The organism is Bartonella sp. TS82HLJMH, from assembly GCF_042193495.1.
Classification (GTDB): domain Bacteria; phylum Pseudomonadota; class Alphaproteobacteria; order Rhizobiales; family Rhizobiaceae; genus Bartonella; species Bartonella grahamii.
The window spans coordinates 212500-230999 of sequence record NZ_JBHILU010000002.1; the positions used below are offsets into that span (position 1 = coordinate 212500).

19 protein-coding genes are annotated in these 18500 nt (G+C 39.8%); 6 read left to right on the forward strand and 13 right to left on the reverse strand.

Going from position 1 to position 18500, the window contains the following annotated elements; translation table 11 throughout:
- Positions 1 to 257 precede the first annotated feature (257 nt).
- Positions 258 to 1043, forward strand: coding sequence for a DUF1499 domain-containing protein (locus ACFIKO_RS01815; RefSeq protein ID WP_375619332.1), 786 nt, complete (start codon positions 258 to 260; stop codon positions 1041 to 1043).
- 1574 nt (positions 1044 to 2617) lie between these two features.
- On the opposite strand, the gene ACFIKO_RS01820 is transcribed toward ACFIKO_RS01815, so the two are convergent.
- Positions 2618 to 2797 (reverse strand): hypothetical protein, encoded by a 180-nt coding sequence (locus tag ACFIKO_RS01820; protein ID WP_375673134.1) that lies wholly within the window; start codon positions 2795 to 2797, stop codon positions 2618 to 2620.
- Positions 2798 to 3054: 257 nt separating this feature from the next.
- Between ACFIKO_RS01820 and ACFIKO_RS01825 the strand changes: the two genes are divergently transcribed.
- From ACFIKO_RS01825 to ACFIKO_RS01835, 3 genes are read left to right on the forward strand one after another with little or no spacing between them, the layout of a single operon-like run.
- Complete coding sequence (locus ACFIKO_RS01825; RefSeq protein ID WP_375673135.1) at positions 3055 to 4722, forward strand: peptidase domain-containing ABC transporter; 1668 nt, start codon at positions 3055 to 3057, stop codon at positions 4720 to 4722.
- Positions 4712 to 6037 (forward strand): HlyD family type I secretion periplasmic adaptor subunit, encoded by a 1326-nt coding sequence (locus ACFIKO_RS01830; RefSeq protein ID WP_375654408.1) that lies wholly within the window; start codon positions 4712 to 4714, stop codon positions 6035 to 6037. Before ACFIKO_RS01825 ends, ACFIKO_RS01830 begins: the two co-directional genes overlap by 11 nt.
- Entirely contained in the window at positions 6037 to 6501 is a 465-nt protein-coding gene (locus ACFIKO_RS01835; RefSeq protein WP_375619328.1) for a toxin-activating lysine-acyltransferase, read from the forward strand. Before ACFIKO_RS01830 ends, ACFIKO_RS01835 begins: the two co-directional genes overlap by 1 nt.
- A 290-nt stretch (positions 6502 to 6791) precedes the next feature.
- Here the strand turns inward: ACFIKO_RS01835 and ACFIKO_RS01840 are convergent, their stop codons facing one another.
- The gene (locus ACFIKO_RS01840) at positions 6792 to 7223 is read right to left on the reverse strand and encodes a helix-turn-helix domain-containing protein (RefSeq protein ID WP_375673136.1); all 432 of its coding nucleotides are present in this window, start codon (positions 7221 to 7223) and stop codon (positions 6792 to 6794) included.
- Positions 7224 to 7413: 190 nt separating this feature from the next.
- Between ACFIKO_RS01840 and ACFIKO_RS01845 the strand changes: the two genes are divergently transcribed.
- On the forward strand, positions 7414 to 7695 hold the full coding sequence (locus ACFIKO_RS01845; protein WP_375673137.1) for a type II toxin-antitoxin system RelB/DinJ family antitoxin: 282 nt from the start codon (positions 7414 to 7416) through the stop codon (positions 7693 to 7695).
- A 7-nt stretch (positions 7696 to 7702) separates the two neighbouring features.
- A complete protein-coding gene (locus tag ACFIKO_RS01850) occupies positions 7703 to 7984 on the forward strand; it encodes a type II toxin-antitoxin system YafQ family toxin (protein WP_375619466.1) in 282 nt (93 codons plus the stop codon).
- Positions 7985 to 8045: 61 nt separating this feature from the next.
- Here the strand turns inward: ACFIKO_RS01850 and ACFIKO_RS01855 are convergent, their stop codons facing one another.
- From ACFIKO_RS01855 to ACFIKO_RS01905, 11 genes are read right to left on the reverse strand one after another with little or no spacing between them, the layout of a single operon-like run.
- Entirely contained in the window at positions 8046 to 8264 is a 219-nt protein-coding gene (locus tag ACFIKO_RS01855; protein ID WP_375619325.1) for a hypothetical protein, read from the reverse strand.
- Positions 8257 to 8463: a hypothetical protein gene (locus ACFIKO_RS01860; protein ID WP_375673138.1), complete on the reverse strand. Its 207-nt coding sequence runs from the start codon at positions 8461 to 8463 to the stop codon at positions 8257 to 8259. The genes ACFIKO_RS01855 and ACFIKO_RS01860 overlap by 8 nt, the downstream gene beginning before the upstream one ends.
- Complete coding sequence (locus ACFIKO_RS01865) at positions 8396 to 8623, reverse strand: hypothetical protein (RefSeq protein ID WP_375673139.1); 228 nt, start codon at positions 8621 to 8623, stop codon at positions 8396 to 8398. Before ACFIKO_RS01865 ends, ACFIKO_RS01860 begins: the two co-directional genes overlap by 68 nt.
- Complete coding sequence (locus ACFIKO_RS01870; protein ID WP_375673140.1) at positions 8620 to 9285, reverse strand: lysozyme; 666 nt, start codon at positions 9283 to 9285, stop codon at positions 8620 to 8622. The genes ACFIKO_RS01865 and ACFIKO_RS01870 overlap by 4 nt, the downstream gene beginning before the upstream one ends.
- Positions 9286 to 9298: 13 nt before the next feature.
- Positions 9299 to 11176 carry a hypothetical protein gene (locus ACFIKO_RS01875; protein ID WP_375673141.1) on the reverse strand — a complete coding sequence of 626 codons (1878 nt, stop codon included), beginning with the start codon at positions 11174 to 11176 and terminating at the stop codon, positions 9299 to 9301.
- Positions 11177 to 11182: 6 nt separating this feature from the next.
- The gene (locus ACFIKO_RS01880; protein ID WP_375619320.1) at positions 11183 to 11446 is read right to left on the reverse strand and encodes a hypothetical protein; all 264 of its coding nucleotides are present in this window, start codon (positions 11444 to 11446) and stop codon (positions 11183 to 11185) included.
- A gap of 9 nt (positions 11447 to 11455) precedes the next feature.
- Positions 11456 to 12436, reverse strand: coding sequence for a tail fiber protein (locus ACFIKO_RS01885; protein ID WP_375619319.1), 981 nt, complete (start codon positions 12434 to 12436; stop codon positions 11456 to 11458).
- Entirely contained in the window at positions 12429 to 13361 is a 933-nt protein-coding gene (locus ACFIKO_RS01890) for a transglycosylase SLT domain-containing protein (RefSeq protein ID WP_375673142.1), read from the reverse strand. The genes ACFIKO_RS01885 and ACFIKO_RS01890 overlap by 8 nt, the downstream gene beginning before the upstream one ends.
- Positions 13361 to 15592, reverse strand: coding sequence for a hypothetical protein (locus ACFIKO_RS01895; RefSeq protein ID WP_375673143.1), 2232 nt, complete (start codon positions 15590 to 15592; stop codon positions 13361 to 13363). The genes ACFIKO_RS01890 and ACFIKO_RS01895 overlap by 1 nt, the downstream gene beginning before the upstream one ends.
- Positions 15585 to 17444 (reverse strand): hypothetical protein, encoded by a 1860-nt coding sequence (locus ACFIKO_RS01900; RefSeq protein ID WP_375673144.1) that lies wholly within the window; start codon positions 17442 to 17444, stop codon positions 15585 to 15587. Before ACFIKO_RS01900 ends, ACFIKO_RS01895 begins: the two co-directional genes overlap by 8 nt.
- On the reverse strand, positions 17444 to 18499 hold the full coding sequence (locus ACFIKO_RS01905) for a tail fiber domain-containing protein (RefSeq protein WP_375673145.1): 1056 nt from the start codon (positions 18497 to 18499) through the stop codon (positions 17444 to 17446). The genes ACFIKO_RS01900 and ACFIKO_RS01905 overlap by 1 nt, the downstream gene beginning before the upstream one ends.
- Position 18500: the final 1 nt, after the last annotated feature.

Consider the following 18500-nt stretch of genomic DNA (forward strand, 5'->3'; position numbering starts at 1 on the left):
AACTTGTTATTTGAGTTTTTTCTTTTTATTTACAAACGTTTCCATAAAGTTCGCATCAATGACATGATAAACTATAGAAGAAATACTGATTACCTTCAATAAAGTGCGAAAATAATCGCTGGAAACTTATAAGACATTACGCATCCTTGACCTCAAAAATAAGTGCTTTATTTTTCTCTTATAAGCAGAAGATTTTTGCAAGATATGCACTCTGAAAAAACTTGGCTTATAGTTTACAATTGAGGGGAAAAAACTTCATGAAGAAGAGATATGTTCGGTTCGTTGCAAGAGCAGCAGTATGGTCCCCTCGATTTGGTGGATTGGCGTTCTTTATTTTATTATTTTCAGTCATTTTACAACGTTTTTCCGTCATTAACGTAACCGACTTCATAATTTTGATAGGTATCTCTACTGGCTGTGTGATTATTTCTCTTTTTCTTGCTGTAAAAGCACTTTACAGCTTATGGGTCTATGGAGCCCTAGGGGGAATGAAAGCTTTAAAAGGAATCATTTATTCATTAATAACTGCTACACCATTGATGTTATTTTTTGGACTTTGGTTTACCTTACCGGCTCTTTACGATATTTCTACCGACACACAAAGCCCGCCAGCTTTTTTTCGCACAATACGTCCCAGCGATGCTTTACCGCTCAAGAGTGTATTGACTGAACAAGCAGCAATACAGATCTCACAATGGCCAGAAATGTCGGGGCGCCGTTATGATGGTTCACCTGATCGTATTCGCGAATCTGTTCTCAATGTTTTAGCAGCCTATGATTGGCCTGTTGTGGCACAACGAGAGTTTAAAGGTGAAGAAAATGCGCTTTATATTGAAACAATGGCAAAAACTTTTTACCTTGGTTTCATTTCAGACATTATCATTCGTTTAACTGATGAAGGGGATACTACTTTTGTTGATATGCGTTCTGCTTCTCGTTATTTACCAAGAGATTTGGGAACGAATGCTGCTTTTATTATCAATTTTATGGATGCACTTGATACAGAAATCGCCTCACTTCCTCTTTCTGAAGATAATGAGTAGAGGCTAGAAGTATAGTAAGTTACATTTACTAAATTAGCTTATTTCAAAAATAAATTTTGAGACGTGCGGAAACGAACAAATCAGTTATCGTCTCTCGACGGCCATAAGCATTACTGACAAGTTCTTTGAACACCCAAAAGCAACTTATAGCCTCTTTTTAGCGCGTGACATATAGATAAAATATTTGAATTCAAATTCTAAACTTAAATACTATAATTGATTTTACATATATTTTTTATGCTCAGAAATCTCATCATAAAAGTAGGAAAGAAGACTTCTCTAATAAGGAAATTAAGCATTTCTTACAGGCTTATTTTTCCAATGAAAATAGAAAAATATATCTTCATCAAGAAAGATGAAATACATTTATCATAAAATATGATGCATATGTAATATAGTTACAGAAAAAAATAAACAATAAAATACACATAAATTCATCTGTATTTTACAATAAATGATTATTTCAATTTTATAAAGAAATTTCATAATAATAAAAAAAATATATATTATTACAAATAATAGAAACTTATTTAAATGAAAATAATTTTTTATCAAACATAACTTAAATATAAATACTAATATCTAATATATTTAAACGCAACATAAATAAAACAAAACGCCAAAAATAACAAAAAGAACCCACTAAATGTCTTAATTGCTTCATTTATACTATTTTTCCAACTGTCACCACTGTATCTATAAATTAATGAAAATGAAAATATAAAAATAAATATTGAAAATAAAATATCAAAAAGATTATTATATAAAGATAATAAATAATCATTTTTCATATAAATAACGTATACAAATAAAAACTGTTATAGAAAGTAATATAACAAATATAATGAACAAAAATGTGCTTAAAAACATTTTTTTCACAATTTCTTTGTTACTATAACCTTTAAATTTATACCGTAAAAACATTGCATAGAAAAATATAAAGAAAGCACATGTAGAAGATAATAATTCTGCAATAATACGAATAATATCACTCATAAAAAAATCCAAATTAAATATATATAAAAACAATAAACATTAACATATATTATATCATACAAAAGTTAATAAAGTAAAATAATATAAAAAATAAAATTTCCAAATTAATCTATAATTATAAATTAATAATGAATAATCATTGTTCATAGAAATAACGTATATAAATAAAAAATGTTATAGAAAATAATATAACGAACAAAAATATTCTTAACAAAATTTTTTTCCAAATTTCTTTTTTACTATAACCTTTAGATTTATAATATGAAAACAATGTATAGAAAAATATAAATAAAGCACCTATAGAAAATAATAATTCTACAATAATACTAATAAGCTCATTCATAAAAAAAATCCAAATTAAATATATAATTTTGTAAAATTATGTACCTAAACCTTCCTGTCAAGTTTGTAGACACATAATTATGCCTACAAGCTTGTTCATTTTAGAAATATCTGCTAATTTTTATATTAGCGATAACATCCATAGGCTGTATTTCCTATACCTGTGGCAAATCCTACTCCAGAGCCAACTCTTCCTCCTAACCATACACCTTCCACAGCGCCTATTGGTCCTCCAGTTACCCCCCCATAACTCCACCAATTACCACTCCCATATCATGTCCCCTATGTCCCATTGAAAATCCTGCTGAGAGATAATCTCCAACAGTACACCCAGGTCGTGATCCACTGCTTGAAAAATTCATTGATGAAACATGAGACCAACCATTAGAAAAACTAGAACCAAATGAACGAAACATATAAAACCTCTTTAATTATTGTTAAAAATAACTGTATCACAACGATACAGAGACAATTTCATTATTGTGCTGTTTAAAAAATGTCAAATATAATTTGTAAAAATAATAATAAAATACTGTATAAACAATAAATGCATTATGTTTATAACTCATTCACACAAAATGTATACTTTTTATTTAGTAATAATACTATTTACAATACTGTTTAAATATGCGACACCCATCGCTCTTTCTCTTAAACAAAATCATCAATTCAAATGAGTCATTCACAAGAAAAACTAGTATCGTTCTCTTGGTTTACAAGAACAACAAAGAAATATATCTATTATGTCATCGAACTCAGTTGCGTTGCTGTTGTTTTGCGTTTGCTGGGCTTGGTGAATCCTTTTATTTTTCAAGCGATTATCGACCGTATTCTCCCTTTTCAGCGTATTGAAAGTCTCTATGCTATCGTTGTCTTGATGGTTGCTATCATGCTGTTTAGCACGGCTCTTAGCACTCTATCTGGCTACTTAGGAGCTTATTTAGCCAATCGGCTTACACTAGAATTTGGACGGCGCATTTACACCCATGTGTTAAGCCTTTCCTTGCCTATTTTACGCACTTGGCAAGTGGGGGAACTGTTCACGCGAATCGGAGAGGTTGATACAATTCGCGGTTTTCTAACAGGAACCATCGCCACAACTGTTCTAAATGTTCTGTTCGCAATCATTTATCTTGCTGCACTCTTTTCCATTAGTCCGAAACTGACCTTTATTGTCCTTATTGTTTTACCCTTGCAAATGGGCTCTTTAGCACTAGTCGGTCCCTTCTTGCGCCGCCAATTACGCCGTGCTTTCACTCTGCAAGCTGCCCATCAATCGCGCCTCATTGAAAGTTTTACCAATCTTGAAGCCATAAAAGCGCATGTAAAGGAGCCAGCCCATACGATACGCATGCAAGAAACTTTAGCTCGTAGTTTAGATCAAAGCCTTACAACCAGTAAATTGCATCTTCTCAATGGAGCCATGAGTCATATTTTTGGTGATCTTTTCACTATTTTTATTATCTTTTTTGGTGCTCAGGCAGTTCTTCAAAACCAGATTACGCTAGGACAACTTATTGCCTTTCATCTCCTCGCTGGAAATGTTTCTGGTCCTATCTTAAGCCTTGCATCCCTATGGGAAGAATGGCAGCATTTGAAAATCTCTCGTCTTCGTTTGGGCGATATTCTTAACTCCCCTTCAGAATGGAAAGAAGAAAAGCCGCCTCTTCAACTCAGCGCTCCTCCTCATCTTGAAGCCAACGATCTCTGTTTTTCTTATGGAGATAAGTCCATTATCAATCATCTTGATGTCTGTTTACAACCTGGGCAACCGATTATGTTACTTGGTCCTTCAGGGTGCGGAAAAACAACCTTGGCGAAGCTCCTTTGTGGACTCTACCCCCCAACAAGCGGAAAGATATTGATTAACGCCCAACCTTTACAGAATTTTGATGTCCGTAGCGTGCGTAAAACAATCGCGTATTTTCCTCAAAATCCTTGCCTTTTTTCCGGAACTATTCTTGAGAATATGCTTCTTGCTAAACCAGATGCCACTAAAGATGAAATCGACGCTGCACTATATGTTAGTGCTTGCCATGATTTGATTGCTCAGTTGCCTTTAGGACTCAATACTCAAGTAGGAGAGCAAGGTGGTTTTTTATCAGGTGGTCAGCGCCAACGCTTGGCTTTGGCTTGTTTCTTTCTGATAAATCCAAGCCTGCTTATTTTGGATGAACCTACTTCCGCATTGGATGACGCTGTCAGTGCACAAATTGTTGAGCATTTATATAAACTTTCACAAGATCGTATTGTTCTTGTTATTACCCACAAAAGTGACCTCTTTCCTCGGCATGCAACCGTCTTAAACTTTACTGATTTGGAGGCAAAAAATGGCAGATAAAGCTCCCTATTTGCGCCCTTTGTCACCAACGCTTCATATGGTTGTTGCTGTTTTGGTCACCTTATTTCTCTTTATTGTGATCGGCAGCTTTATCGCAAAAACAGAGATTGTTGCACGGGGGCAAGGAAGTGTTATTCCCACCGCTTACGTTCAGCTGGTCCAAGCGCAAAATACAGGACGCATTGAGAAAATTCTTGTAAAAGAAGGGCAATTTGTTCATCAAGGCGATCTCCTTATTCAATTAGATCCTCGTGAAGCCCTCAATGAGTGCGCACGTGTTCAAGCAGATATCGCGCAACAAACTCTTCAAGCACAAATCGCAACAGCTATTTTAACAGCTTTACATGAAAGTGATCCTTTGGATAAAGATTTTGTGACCAAAGGGCTTGCCTATCTGCCAGTTCCTCCTTCTGGCAACACGACTGCAAGAATAGAAGGGGAAAAACTCATTAGCGCTACCCTTCAATCTCTCCAAGATAAATTAAGAGCGCTAAAAGCACAGGCGGACCGCGTCGAGCGCAGCGGTGCAACACAACATGCGCAATTAGATAGGTTGGAAGATGATCGTCAATTAAGCCAAGGGAAATTAAAGGCTGCAAAAAGCCTAATGGAAACAAAAGTCATTAGCCAAGCAGTTTATTTAGAGCGTTTACATGACTTTAAAAATGTCGAGCATGAAATTTTAACCAATCAAAGACGTTTGGAAGAAAATGCCGCCGAAATAAACACCCTCCGCCAACAACGGAAAAGTCTCATTTCCGATGAAATCGCCCGCTATCGGCAACTTTCGCGTGAAACAGAACTGAATCTTCAAGGATTAAAAGCAAAGCTTGATAGCACTCAATACCATCTTGACCACTTATCACTTTATGCACCTGTTGATGGACGTATCGATGATTTAAGTATCCATACTTTGGGCGGCTTTGTAGAGGCTGGTAAAACTCTCATGCGCATTGTCCCTGGTGCCGGCGGACTCATTGTCGAAGCGTTTTTTGATAATCGAGATATTGGTTTTTTAGAAAAGGGCCAACGCGCTTACATCAAGTTTTCTGCCTTTCCGCCTGAACGTTTCGGTGTTATCCACGGTACAGTCGTTAATGTAGGCGCTACAGCACGCTATGATAAAGAAATTAATGGTGTCTACGCTGTTTTAATCAAAATTGACCAAGATCACATCACTTTGAATAACAAACAACTTAAATTTATCCCTGGCATGACTGTGACAACGGATGTCATTACCTCAAAACGGCGTCTCATTTCTTATTTCTTTGAACCTATCACCAAAATTTTAGAACAATCTCTAAAGGAAAGATAATGTCTGTAAATGAAAATCCATCACCATCACTCATAGATCCTCTTACAGCGTTAGGAGCTATGGTTGTTTTAATGCTTACATCTCCCTTATACCGCCGCTGGCGAATCTGGGATATCGAACGAAATTTAGGACCAGCTTTACAGACTGGGCAATATAAACTCTATAAAAATGAACGTGGAGAATTTTGTGCCTTTATCACTTGGGCTTTTTTAGATGAAAAAAATCATCAATCTATGCTTGAAAAGGGAGAGCTTTTGTCCGATGCGAATTGGCAAGGCGGAGAATATATGTGGTTTATTGATTGTGTGGCACCCTATGGACATGCTGCTGGTATGGTACGTGACATGCAGCGGCATGTGTTTCCTAATCAGCATTATTGCTACGCTGTTCGGCGTAATGAAGATGGTGGAATACGGAAAATCACCCGCTGGTGTTGCTATAGAGCAAAAAATCCAGTCAAATAGTTTTTCTAAAGCAAGTGCGCATAAATCATTTCCCCCTCGTCTTGTAGAAAAGAATCTTTTAAAAGAGCTTTTTGAGCAATCGCTATAGTAAAAGAAAACCTTACCATATTTAGAGCTACCCCACTACAAATGGGTGTTTTTCAGCTTACCAGACTTGCTATGAATAGCAACAAATGGTTAAGGGAGTAATCCACTCTCAAGCTGAACTTTGATTAACTAATTTCACTAGAATTGGCTGGGGTACCTGAATTCGAATCTTAAATTTAACTGCAATAAGATATTGATTTTATTTATATTTTTTTAAGGTTAGGGACCGTATAATTAGGTTCGGGAATAGGATTTTCACACTTTCCTTTACAAAGCGCATTCTTTTTACCAGCTTTCTCTAATAATTCTTTTAATAGTCCTAAATCTTCTTCTGAAATAATGTTTATCAGTCTAGAAAACATACCAACAGCTTCACATCTGAATGTATCAGAAGGCTTTATAGTGAAACTTTTGCGACAAGCATCCGATTCTCTTCTCAAAATTTCTGCTACCTCTTGATCTAAAGCATAGAGTTCAATTATCTTTTCCTCTAATCCTACAGGAACAGACTTTTTGCCAATCTCGACAGAAGATAAAAATGCTACAGATATATCTAATTTTTTAGCCATATCTAAAAGGCGTTCTGAATGATCAATGCGAAGTTTGCGTAAGGTTTTACCAAATGGTGTTGGCATCTAAAAAATCCTATTAAAAAAGAAGCTCTCTCGTGATTCTAGCAGAAATTCTCAGGTTTTGGTTAGCTCCTTTTAAAAATTGACTTCCTACCCTCCTTAATACACAAGGTTGTATAGCATGACGGATAAATCTCTTGACATAGGTTTGAAATGTAGTACATTGTAGTACAATTAAGTAGGAGGTTTAGTAATGGGAAAAATTCAAGCCCGCATACCTGATGAAGTTCAAGAAATTGCAAGTGCAGTTATTAAGTCTACGGGTTTAACTGTATCGGATGCAGTGCGCATGTTTATGACCCGCATTGCTAGAGATAGAGCATTACCACTTGATCTATTCCAACCAAATCCGGAAACATTACAAGCTATCGAGGATGCCGAAATGGGACGCGTCGAACGTACATCATTAGACGGCTTAAGGACCATGATACGTGCAGATAGAACCGAAGCACGTAAATCTGAAAAGCAAACCTAAGCTTGCTATGCGGGAAATTGTCTATACTCGGTCGTTTAGGCGTGATCTCAAACGTGAAAGCAAAGGTAAATATGCTAATGCACTAGAGGAGGATTTGCTGCTTGTGGTCAAAGCGTTAGCGGAGAATGAACCGCTAGAGGCGCATTGGAGAGATCATGCACTAACAGGTCAGTGGCGCAATTGTCGTGATTGTCACATAAAGCCGGATTTAGTTTTGATCTATCGAAAGCCAGATGCCAAAACACTAGAGCTTTTACGACTTGGTTCCCATTCTGAACTGCGTTTATAATTGGATCTCCAATTCATAGTAATAAAGAATTTTACGAAATTTTTTCTTTTATGACAGTTGTTCAGTTCTTTGAAAACCACTGTTTTAAATGTGCGAAGATATTATCTATCGCATCCATGAGGCGTGCAAAATCAAGGATAAGCAAAAAAAGAAAAAATGCTATCCACTTCATGAGACGCGACATCATTTTCACGCTTTGATAGGTGATGATCATTTCTTGAAGCATTTCTTTTTCTGCTTCTGTAAGCTCTGTGTGTTTTTGGGATTTTTTTCTAACCATGTTTCCACCCACACAAGCGTTGACCCTGCTTGTTATGCTTTAAGATCTCTCTTGCTAAGTTTGAGCTAATGGTGTTCAGATCTTGCCGGCTTAAATAAATAGGTAACCAACCAACACAAGAAGAAACATATTTATTTGTCGTGCAACCAGTTAGAGAGAGCAGCACGCACATCAGCATCATTTTTTTGATTAACTTCACTTTCCACCTCCAACCGTGTTGTGGCTGCTTTTAAAGCTTTTTCTGTTTGCTTTTGTTGCTCTGCTTTTTTCCCAAGAGTAAAAGCTCTTGCTAAAATCATAAAAAAAGCGGCTAAAGCCGCACCTGTAACCATCAGATTTCTTTTCATCCATAAGATCATAGACGATGCTCCTGAAAGCGTTTAGCAACAAAGAAAATACCAGCACATGCGGCTAAAACCATAATGGTTGCTAAAGCCCATTGGATTGGTCCATTGCCTGCTAACAAACCACCAAGCCCAGAAAAAGAGCCAATAATCGGTGCAAGTGCTTCTGCTTTGAAAACCCCCGTTGGTGCTTGCGTTTCTACTGTTTGATAATTAGAAGAAACATAAGCCCCTTTTGCCCATAAGCCTGCCTCTGCTACACGCCGGTGTACAAGACCTTGTAAACGTTTTCCTCCCGCTTTGGTCCATTTTTGTAATTCGAAGGGAACGGCTTCATAATCCCCCCGATTAAGCCTTTTAAGCAATGTAGAGTTTTGGAAAGCTGCAATACCCACATTATAACAAAAGGAAACAAGAGCGCCGAATTGTTCATCGCTTAAATTCACACAAACTGCTTTTTCTACCGCCCTCTCATATTGCCGCAAATCTGCTAAAAGCATGGTTTCGGCTTTTTTTTCCGTAATCACCATACCCTCAACAACTGTTGGTTTACCGGCTTTTTTAGTGTGACCATAACCAATCGTCCACACGCCAGAAGCATCTTGATAAGCCTGTAAGCGCAAACCTTCCCACTTTTTTAAACAGTATAAACAGTCTTTACTTATTTTCCGTGCCATTGTTCCATTCACCTTATAAATATACCTTTATGAGTACTGCTCCATCACCGCCATCGCCGCCAATTTTGTCGCCTCCGGATTTCCCATCGAAATATCCGCCGCCGCCGCCGCCAGCTCCATTGCCGCCACGACCACCTCTACCACCTTTGTAACTCTCACCACCTTGCCCCATGATAGAACCCTTACATTTACCGCCACCGCCGCCGCCACCGCCAAGAAAAGAACTTCCTCCGGTACCAGCTCTCTTGCCGTCTATTCCACTCCCGCCACCATTACCACCAGAAAAAATAAAGCTCTCACCACTAGTGCCCCCTCTGTTTCCTCCTCCATCGCCGCCTTTCCCTCCAAAGTTAACGAGAGCCATGGAGACGGAATATCCTCCTTCTGCAGTAACAAGTCCTTTGATCATTGTTCTACCACCATTGCATAAAATGTTACTGTCATTGCCTTTACCACCACGACCAATGTAAGCTGTTTTTAATTTATCTAAATCAGAACCTTTCATTTTAACATGCACGCATTGACCGCCGCCGCCGCCGCCATCTTTAACGCCACCACCTCCACCGCCCCAAGCCCATACTTCGATATCGGTGTCAGCAGTAATACCATCAGGCAATGGAATATCTCCGCTTTCTGTCATCAGAATTTCAACAGGTTTTCTAACCCCGCCACCATTGTTGCCGCTACTACCGCCGCTGCTATTGCTACTATTTGCTTTGATTGAAGCCATCAGTTTGGCTGGTGAGATAAGTGCATCCACTGTCTTTGTGCCATCAATCCAGTCTTTTTTGGCAAGAGGTTGAATGAGATCAACTTTTTTCTGTACACTCTGCGCTATATCTTGCGCTTTATAGGCTGTCGTTTGTGCAACAACAGCAGTAGCGTTTGCATCCGTAGCATTCGTTTTTGCAACATTCGCTGTATTGAATGCACTCTCTGCTACCTCTTTCGCTTTGCCCACAACACTGAAACATTCTTGAACTGTGTTTTGTACTTTATCCGCTGTTTCTTGTGCGACACTTGCCACAGCTTGTGCCCTCTCACCTGTTTTTTGTGCAACCTCAGCAGTCGTTTTCGCATCTATAGCGTGAGCTTTTGCATCTTTCGCTGTCCTTAATGTACTTTCTGCAACGTTCTTTGCCTCAATTGCTGCATCAAGCCCTTGTTGTGCACTTTCTTGTGCGTGCTGTGCCACATCTTCAATTTTATCAATTTTTGCAACCTGTGCACGTTCTTGAGGGGTTAAAATAAGATGCGTATTCCCCTCTTTCATATTCTCCATATCAAAGGCATCTTTTTCTATTTTATCTGGATCATAAACTGATTTTGACATACCAACAGACTTTGAGCCTACAAAATAACGAATGGTATTTTTGAGATCTACCGGAGATATGGGATAATAAACACCTTCATCTCCCCTCCGCCATTTTTCCATCGTTGGCTGCGTAGAACTCAACCATCGTAGCTTTGATCTTTCCTCTGTGGTTAAGATCTTTTTGGTAGGACCCTCATGCATATTTTCCATAGAAAATGCATTTGACCCCACATTGTCGGGGTCATATGTAGCAGCCTTCATATCGCCAATCCCTAAAGGCGATATTTTTACCCAGCCAGCGCCTGATAAAATCGCATTCTCACAAGCTTCACCACTTGCTTCAATATCGTGAATTGTGACCTTATCTTTGTAAGCAAGAGCTCCAATATCTCTCTTTGCAACAGCATCATCAGCCTTTTTTCCTTGAGCAGCAGTTGCAAAATACTCTACCTCATAAGCTGCTGCACTCCCCACTGAAACGGGTGCAAGAGCCTTACTATCTAAAACACCTTCTTTAACTTCTTTCTTTGTTGCTGGTTCAAGCTTAAATATATGCGTATGATAGGGTAATGGCATCGCACTTCATTCCTTAATAAGTTTGTTTTTGAGGTTGTGGGGGATGAGAGACTGTAATTCATCAATAAGTTTTTGCATGGTTTCTATGCGTTGATCTGTTGCTTCTTGATACTGTGCAAAAGCGCTTAAAAGATCATGCTGTATATCGTTTTTGACAAGATCAAGCACCTTATTTAAGGGTGCATGAACCATTCTATTGCTTGCATAAAAAAGGACGCGGATTTGCTCCGCGTCCGCAATATCATCAATAGCAGACGGATTATTGATCATCTGAAAACCTTATGATTTTATGGCATAAACAACCGGTGCATTAACAGGGCGCGTTTCTGCCTCGCCCGTTGAAGAAAGTGTTATCTTGTGCGTGTGCATTCCAGCAGGTTCTGTTATCCCTGTAAGAGTTTGATAGTGATAACTGGGGTTCCTCCTGCCAATATCATTGGCGCTCCATCCAACTCCAGCATACTGAAACTTGTGCGTATGTTGACCTGCCTCTTCAATGGTACAAGCATGTGTATGCGATTTAATGCTGTCTTTTTGCACCTCTGCGAAGTCTCTATTTTGATCTAAACCGCGCCCATTATCAAAGCCGCGTAAAAACATTCCTCTAAAGTCTGGAACTTTAAAGGTTGTATCGCTGTTTTTTCCCCATTTATCCCCTATTGCCTTGAATAATTGCGGATAATCCTTGCGTTCATAAGTAGCGCCATCACATAAAAGCCAGCCGTTTGGGACTTCTTGCATAGCAAAGGTCGCAATAAACCCTGAAGGAAAGGTTTCGACCTTTGGTGGTGGAATGGGGGTAGGGTTTAAAAGATACCAGCCATCAAGACCTTTTGTTGATATGCCATCATTATAGACTATTTCATAAATACCACCCATTTGTAACTCACCACCTGTCAATGGTACTATTCCCGTGCTGGTGGCTTTATAGAGTGGCTTTGCTCCTATATTATTCATGTTTATTGTTGTCGTACCAATATTTATACCACGCGCCTTAAAGCGGATAATGATATCGTTTTTATATTTTGCTATCGGCGAAACCGTCGTCAACGTAATTGATGTTGTTTGTTCCTTTCCATTCACAATAAACTTTGAGTCAAGAGAACCACCATTATCGGCAAGATATTCACGTATACGCTGCATCATGACCCGCGCACTATCATTAACAGAACTAGGCGGCTGCCCTTCTGCCCAATTAATGATACTATCGGAATTGGCATTTTGATCAGCTGTGAGTGACCAGTCATAAATATCAGACATGATAAGCCCCCGTTCTTCTTAATAACTCTTCGCGCAATTGCTCTTCTTTTTGCCGCCCATAGGAACCAACAGATTGCCGCCTAGAGGGATCAATGAGAGGTGTTAAATCTGTAGGTCCCCCAGTCGATTGTGAGAAACCCGCCATGACTGGTTGCTGCAACATTTGTTGCTGTACCATCTGTGCCTGCTGTTTTTGTCTTTCTCCATTCTCTCTCATTAAATGAAGCAAGCCGGAAAAGCCCTTTTTAAGAGCACCTGCATCAATACCTTGCCCTTGCAATGGTGTGGTTACCATAATCTGTCCTGTTAATTGGTTGCCCCCTTGATCACCTTGACCCACTTGATTACCTTGAAGTGTCTTTTGAAGCCTCTCAAACCCACGCAAAGGACCCACCTCGTTTGGTGCTGCTTGTCCATTGCTTTGGTTTTGCTGTATCGTTCTCTTCAAAGCATCTCCCGTTTTATTATAAAGCCCATAAATATGATTCATAAAATCCCCTGCTGTAGCTTCCATGTTGCCACCGTTGAGTGTGACTGCCTGTCGACCTAAAAGCTGGCTTGCTGGAATATGTGGATTTTTGATAAGCTTTACTGCCCCTGCTGGTCCTTGTTGGTGTGCGAGGTAAAGCTCTGCCTCTGATGGCTCTCTGCCTAATGCTGTGGCTAAATAACGTGTATTATCCTTCGTTAACCGCGCCATAGCATCGGTTGCTTGAAAGGGATCAAACTTATTATTCAGTTGATAGTGTTTTGCTGTTGAATCGAGAAATTGATACAGTCCCCCTGCACTGCTGTTCTTATTTCTTGCATTTGGATTACCATTACTTTCTATCATAGCAACACGTTCAAGAAAGCTTTCTGGCAAACCATATTTTTGTGCTGCCTGTGAGATAGCACGCTTCACATTAGGATGAAAATTGATCATTAGTTTATAACCGTTCTATCAACGCTGCTATTCAAAATAATGCCAACAAAATTAATGAATTTCGTATAATTTTCTCGTGTTATTAAGCGTTTCTTTTCTGCTTCATGAAACGTCTTAATTAATTCAACAGCTTTTTCTCTTGCTAACCCAAAATCTCCTTTTTCCCGCGCTGTTATAAGCGCTGCAATATCTCTCTCAGTATCTTTATGGACGCTTGAGAGTTTGCGTCCAAATTTCCCTAAGAAATTTTTTACAACTGCCTTGATGAGACCAATCTTTCCTATACCCATAGTCTGTTGTGCCCCCCTCTCTTCCACTTCACCCATATGGTTTGGCAATCGTGCAAAAAGCTTTGTTCTTTCCACTTCTGGTCGCAACACTTTCATAAGTTGCTTGGCTTTATCCTCACCAAAAATACGCTGCAATTTTTCTTGACCATTTTGCGTGTCAAACAAACTCAAAAGATTGTGGTCAAAATTCTGTGCATTGCCTGCGGCATCCTCTACTTGCGACCGGATACCTTTTTGAAACGCCTCTTTTTCCATTAACCCCAAATCCGAAAGTTGACTGTTGATTGTGTCGAGATTAACGCTCTTCTTCAGTGCTTGCTCTCCTCGCTCTAAGGCATCACCAATAGTACGCTCGTCATAATAAATTTTCCGTGCTTTAGCATAATCTGGAGATGACGTATCCAAAACGTCCAGAATGCGTTGCTTGAAATCAGTCAAATCTCGAGCATATCCCCATTTTCCTTTGATACGAGCAGAATTAATTTGATCATCAAAAACCTCTTTCATCTTATGTAAAATTCGCATATTCAGCTTTGGATATCCATTGCTCCCTATAACTGTTGCATCCGCTTCATTTGGCATTCGCGCAATTGCTTTTTTATAGGCTTTTTGGAAGGCAGGAGTTTCTTGCAACCGCGATAAATCTTCACGAACAGCATTTGAAATAGGAGCAGCTTTCGCCCTCTCATAAAATGGTTCAGCCTTGTTCTGTGCTTGTTTGATAATCTCTTGCTTTAAATTAAGCGTATCTACTTTTGGACCCATCACATCTGTCAACGCATCCTTTACCCGCAGTGCACTCGCATCTTGCCTTTCATTCAAACGATTACTTATGAGCGAATATGTATCATGGTCTTTTTTTGCTGCCTTAAAAGCTCTTTTAGCAAGCCCATCATGAAGATCAATAATCATTGAATCAGGACCACGCTGTTTTAATGCCCTTTCAAGCTTATCAACACCTTCATCCCCTAAAGTTTGGCTTACATTCCTAAGCGCTCTATCGCTTATCTGAAATGCCTCTTTTTCTACAGCTTGTGTTATTGGTTCAGTTTTACCAAACAATTTTCCAACTGTGTTTTTGAGAGCCGCAGGTGTTTTTTTCACAATAGCAGGCGTTTTTTTAAGTGATCTTGTCGCAAAAGATGTTGCTTTTGATACACCACTGGCAACAAATGGTGTTGCAACGCCTAACCCTGCACCAAACCCAGCAGACACTAGAGTATCTGCAAGCCCTTCCCCCTCACCACTGCCTGCTATTCCACCATAAATGGCTCCAGTTTTTGCTGCACGCCCCAAGCTAAATTTTGCCGCCTCTTTACTTGCTACTGCTTTCATTGCTGCTTCACCTGCAGCTTTTGCCGCTGCCCGTTCCGCACCCTCTGCTAAAGCAGATTGCACCGCCCTTTCTCCTGCTGCTAAAGCTTTACTGGTTATTTGTGCTCCCGCAACACCAGCTCTACCTCCCAGCACAACATCAGCCCCAATTGCCGCACGAGTAGCAGCAGGAGCGCCAAGACCTGGTATTAGAAAAGGAATTGCAGCACCCGTTAAATTCCCCGCAAGAGATAGATAAAAATGATCTCGATTCGCCGCTCTTTGATAGTCACGCCATCGCTTTGTCACTTCATTATATTTTTTAACTGCTTCTTCATCTCCCATCCAATAATTAATAGGTCCCAGAGGTCCCGAAGCGAATACTCCAGCTATTTCATCATCATACCCCATAGTTAACCCATGAAGAGCTCCCCATCCAAAAGCACCCGCTGCACTTGGATGTGGACCATCTTCCTCTGTTGCACCATTATTTCCTGTAACAGAACCACTTAGCCTTTCCTTATTCTTCGCGAAAAGCTCTTGAAGCTGTTCTGGTGTATAGTCACTTATATGCCCAATGACTCTTGTGTTTTTACGATTAATAAGAGGGGGGATTACTTCAGCCATTGGTTTGTTTCTCCTTAATGCGTCCATCTCTATCAACGAACAACATGCCTTCCGGCAATGCTTCTATCTGTTTTTCTAGTGGATCATTTGACTGTGCATGATTTCCCTTATAAGCATCTTGCCCATAGGCTGCTCGAACGAGCTCGCTTGTTGCTTCTGCACCACCAAAAAGAATTGCGCGCGTTGCTGCATTGGATTTATTGAAAGTGTCAATAACTGTTTTTAACGACTTCTTCATTTGCTCTGCAGAAAGATCTTGATACAGTGCCGCTACAGAGTTTTGCAAGGCTTGCAATTCCATATTAGACAAATTTCCAAAGCCAGATGCACCATTTGGTGAAAATGCCTTTGCTTTTCTCAAGGCATCAAGCCCGATACTCGCCTTTAATGAATCAAGCATATGCATAAAATCTTTTGCCTTAGAATTAGGAAGGAACGACATTATAGGACCAGTGAAACCAACAACATGCGGATTTTCCTCAACAATCTTTAGCAATTCTTTAGATGCCGAGAGTATACGATTTGATCTGTCTGCTGTTTCCAAAATTCGCATTTGCATTTGTTGGTTTTTACGCTCCTCCTCCTTCTGTTCTTGAATTAATTTATATTCTGCACCACTGCCTGCAATTGGCACCGCACGTATGCCACCAAGTGTATTTTCGTCCTTAACATACATATAACCTGATTCAGGCTTTGACAGCATGTTATCAGTATTCCCCCCTAATCCAGAAGCAGTGGAACGCTGTCCCCCTTGGACAGGTATAATTTTCCCTGTGCTTGTTGAGACTTGGAAAGTCATATCCTCAGGCAATCCTTGCTCTGCCTTTTCTTCTGATGTCAATGTTCTATAGCCTTCTTGAGGACTTAACGTGTTGCCTATAACTTTCATGGCAAGATCTGGATATTGCACAAGGGCTTGTGCGTCTTTATCACTATATCCTTTAGAGCGTAAAAACTCAAAAATTGGTCTATTTTGAGCACGTACATTATTGCCCTGCCGCATAACAAGCGCTGCATTTGAAAAACTTTCCTGTGGTGTCTTTCCTGATGCTAACCCTGCAAAAAAATCCATGAGATGCTCGGAAAATTCTGATTTTCTAAAACGCTCCCATAAGCCGATTGGATTTGCATCTTTATGGATAAAATTTCCAACTGCGTTTACATAATCCGTTGCCTGTTCGGGCTTAGCACTTGCTTTTAAATGCTCCTCTTCTGGTAAGTGTGCATTCAAATGTTTTTCTTCTCCTATAGGTGCATCAAAAAGCTTTTCCTCATCATTTCCAGAATCGTTTTTCAAAGAGTTTTCCGCTATAGATTTCTCATTAAGTTGAGCAATATAATCCATCACATTTTTCTGCTGTCGCCCAGCTTCATCTCCACTAGACTGATCAATGTTCGCAACAAGTGGAGATTGAGGAATCATTGATGCAACACCTCCCTGCTCTGAGAAGTCATGCTTTTGTTGCTCTGGCGCCTCTTGTATCTTAACAGTATCCTTTGAAACATCCGGTAATGGAGGCATTTGGCGCTTTAAATCATCCGTAGACATAATCAATTCTGCTGGCGTTTTTTTCCCAGCTTGTTCTGTCCCTGCTTGAGAACCACGAATAAGCTCTGTAGGACTCAATTTTTGTGGAGTATTATCCCCATTGCTCGCATCAAAAGGGTTTGTGCTAAAAGCAGCACGTTCTAAAAAACTTGGCTTGTATCGCCCTTCCAACGGCGTGCTTGGAGGCGTAGAAAGCTGTTCGAACAAATGCTTTGGCAATTGAGGCATGACCTGATACATCAAGGGACGCAAAAATTTTGGATCAAACAACTTTAAAAGAGAATTTGTGTTTTCTTGTTCCATCACTGCACCCTTTCCATCTCAAAGCCAAGCTTGCCATAATCCACATGCAAAAAACCTGTCGCCTTATGCAAGAAAACAGCTTCAGGCTTTGACTTCAAAACATCCTGCGCCATCACCCCGCGATAGCGCTCTGGATAGCCCTTGTAATTATACTCATAGAGTTTATAGCCATCTCGCTGCCCCACTTGCACGATATTTTCTTTCGCTCTGATGTCGCTAAGCCCAGCAAAAGTACCAAGGATAGTTCCAACATTTCCAACAATCTCCCACGGATTAGGTTTTGGCTGTGGAGTCAATGTCGTCATTTGTCCTGTTCGCGTTCCATAATTTCCAGCAACAGCCCCACCAGCTGCGAGCAACTTACTTAACTGGTCCCAATCAAGATTGTTCTGCTGCTCCCATTTTTGCCGCTCTTCATCCAATTGCCGTTGATGATTGGCATCAAGTACACTCCCTCCCGTCAACGCATTAAGATTTGCCTGACCTTGACCTTGAAAGAAGTTATTGGCGCCCGCCAACTGATTTTGGTTTGCTTGGTCAATGAGACCATTGGCATTCATCATATTGTTGACATCTTGGTTATATTGCTGTGATAGAGCTTGTGTTGCTATGCCCCCCAATTCATTAGCCAAAACCCCAGTATGCGCCCCAGAACCATAACGCCCAGCACCTGCCAATGAACTATTAATAGAGCTTGTTGCCTTATTTAATGTGTTTTGAAGCGCTTCATCAAAGTAAGGGTTATTGCCTATTTGTTGCCCTGAAGCCATGTTCTTTAAGTTTTGGCTTGTTGAATTTTGCCCTGTGGCTAATCCATTTAAATAATTGTTATCATAGTTATGCGTATTATTGCTAAGCCCATTAATCGCATTCTTTGTTTGATCACTTAAACCCGCAACACGCTGCCCGTCATAAACGGCTTTTCCGCTGCCTTGGTTATAAAAAGTCATGGCATCTTGAGCTGCGTGTTCAAAAATACCTTTTGCCCATGCAGGGGGTTCATTTGTTTGCGTCGTGTTTTGGGTATTCTGGATTGGTTTAGAACTTTTTCCCATA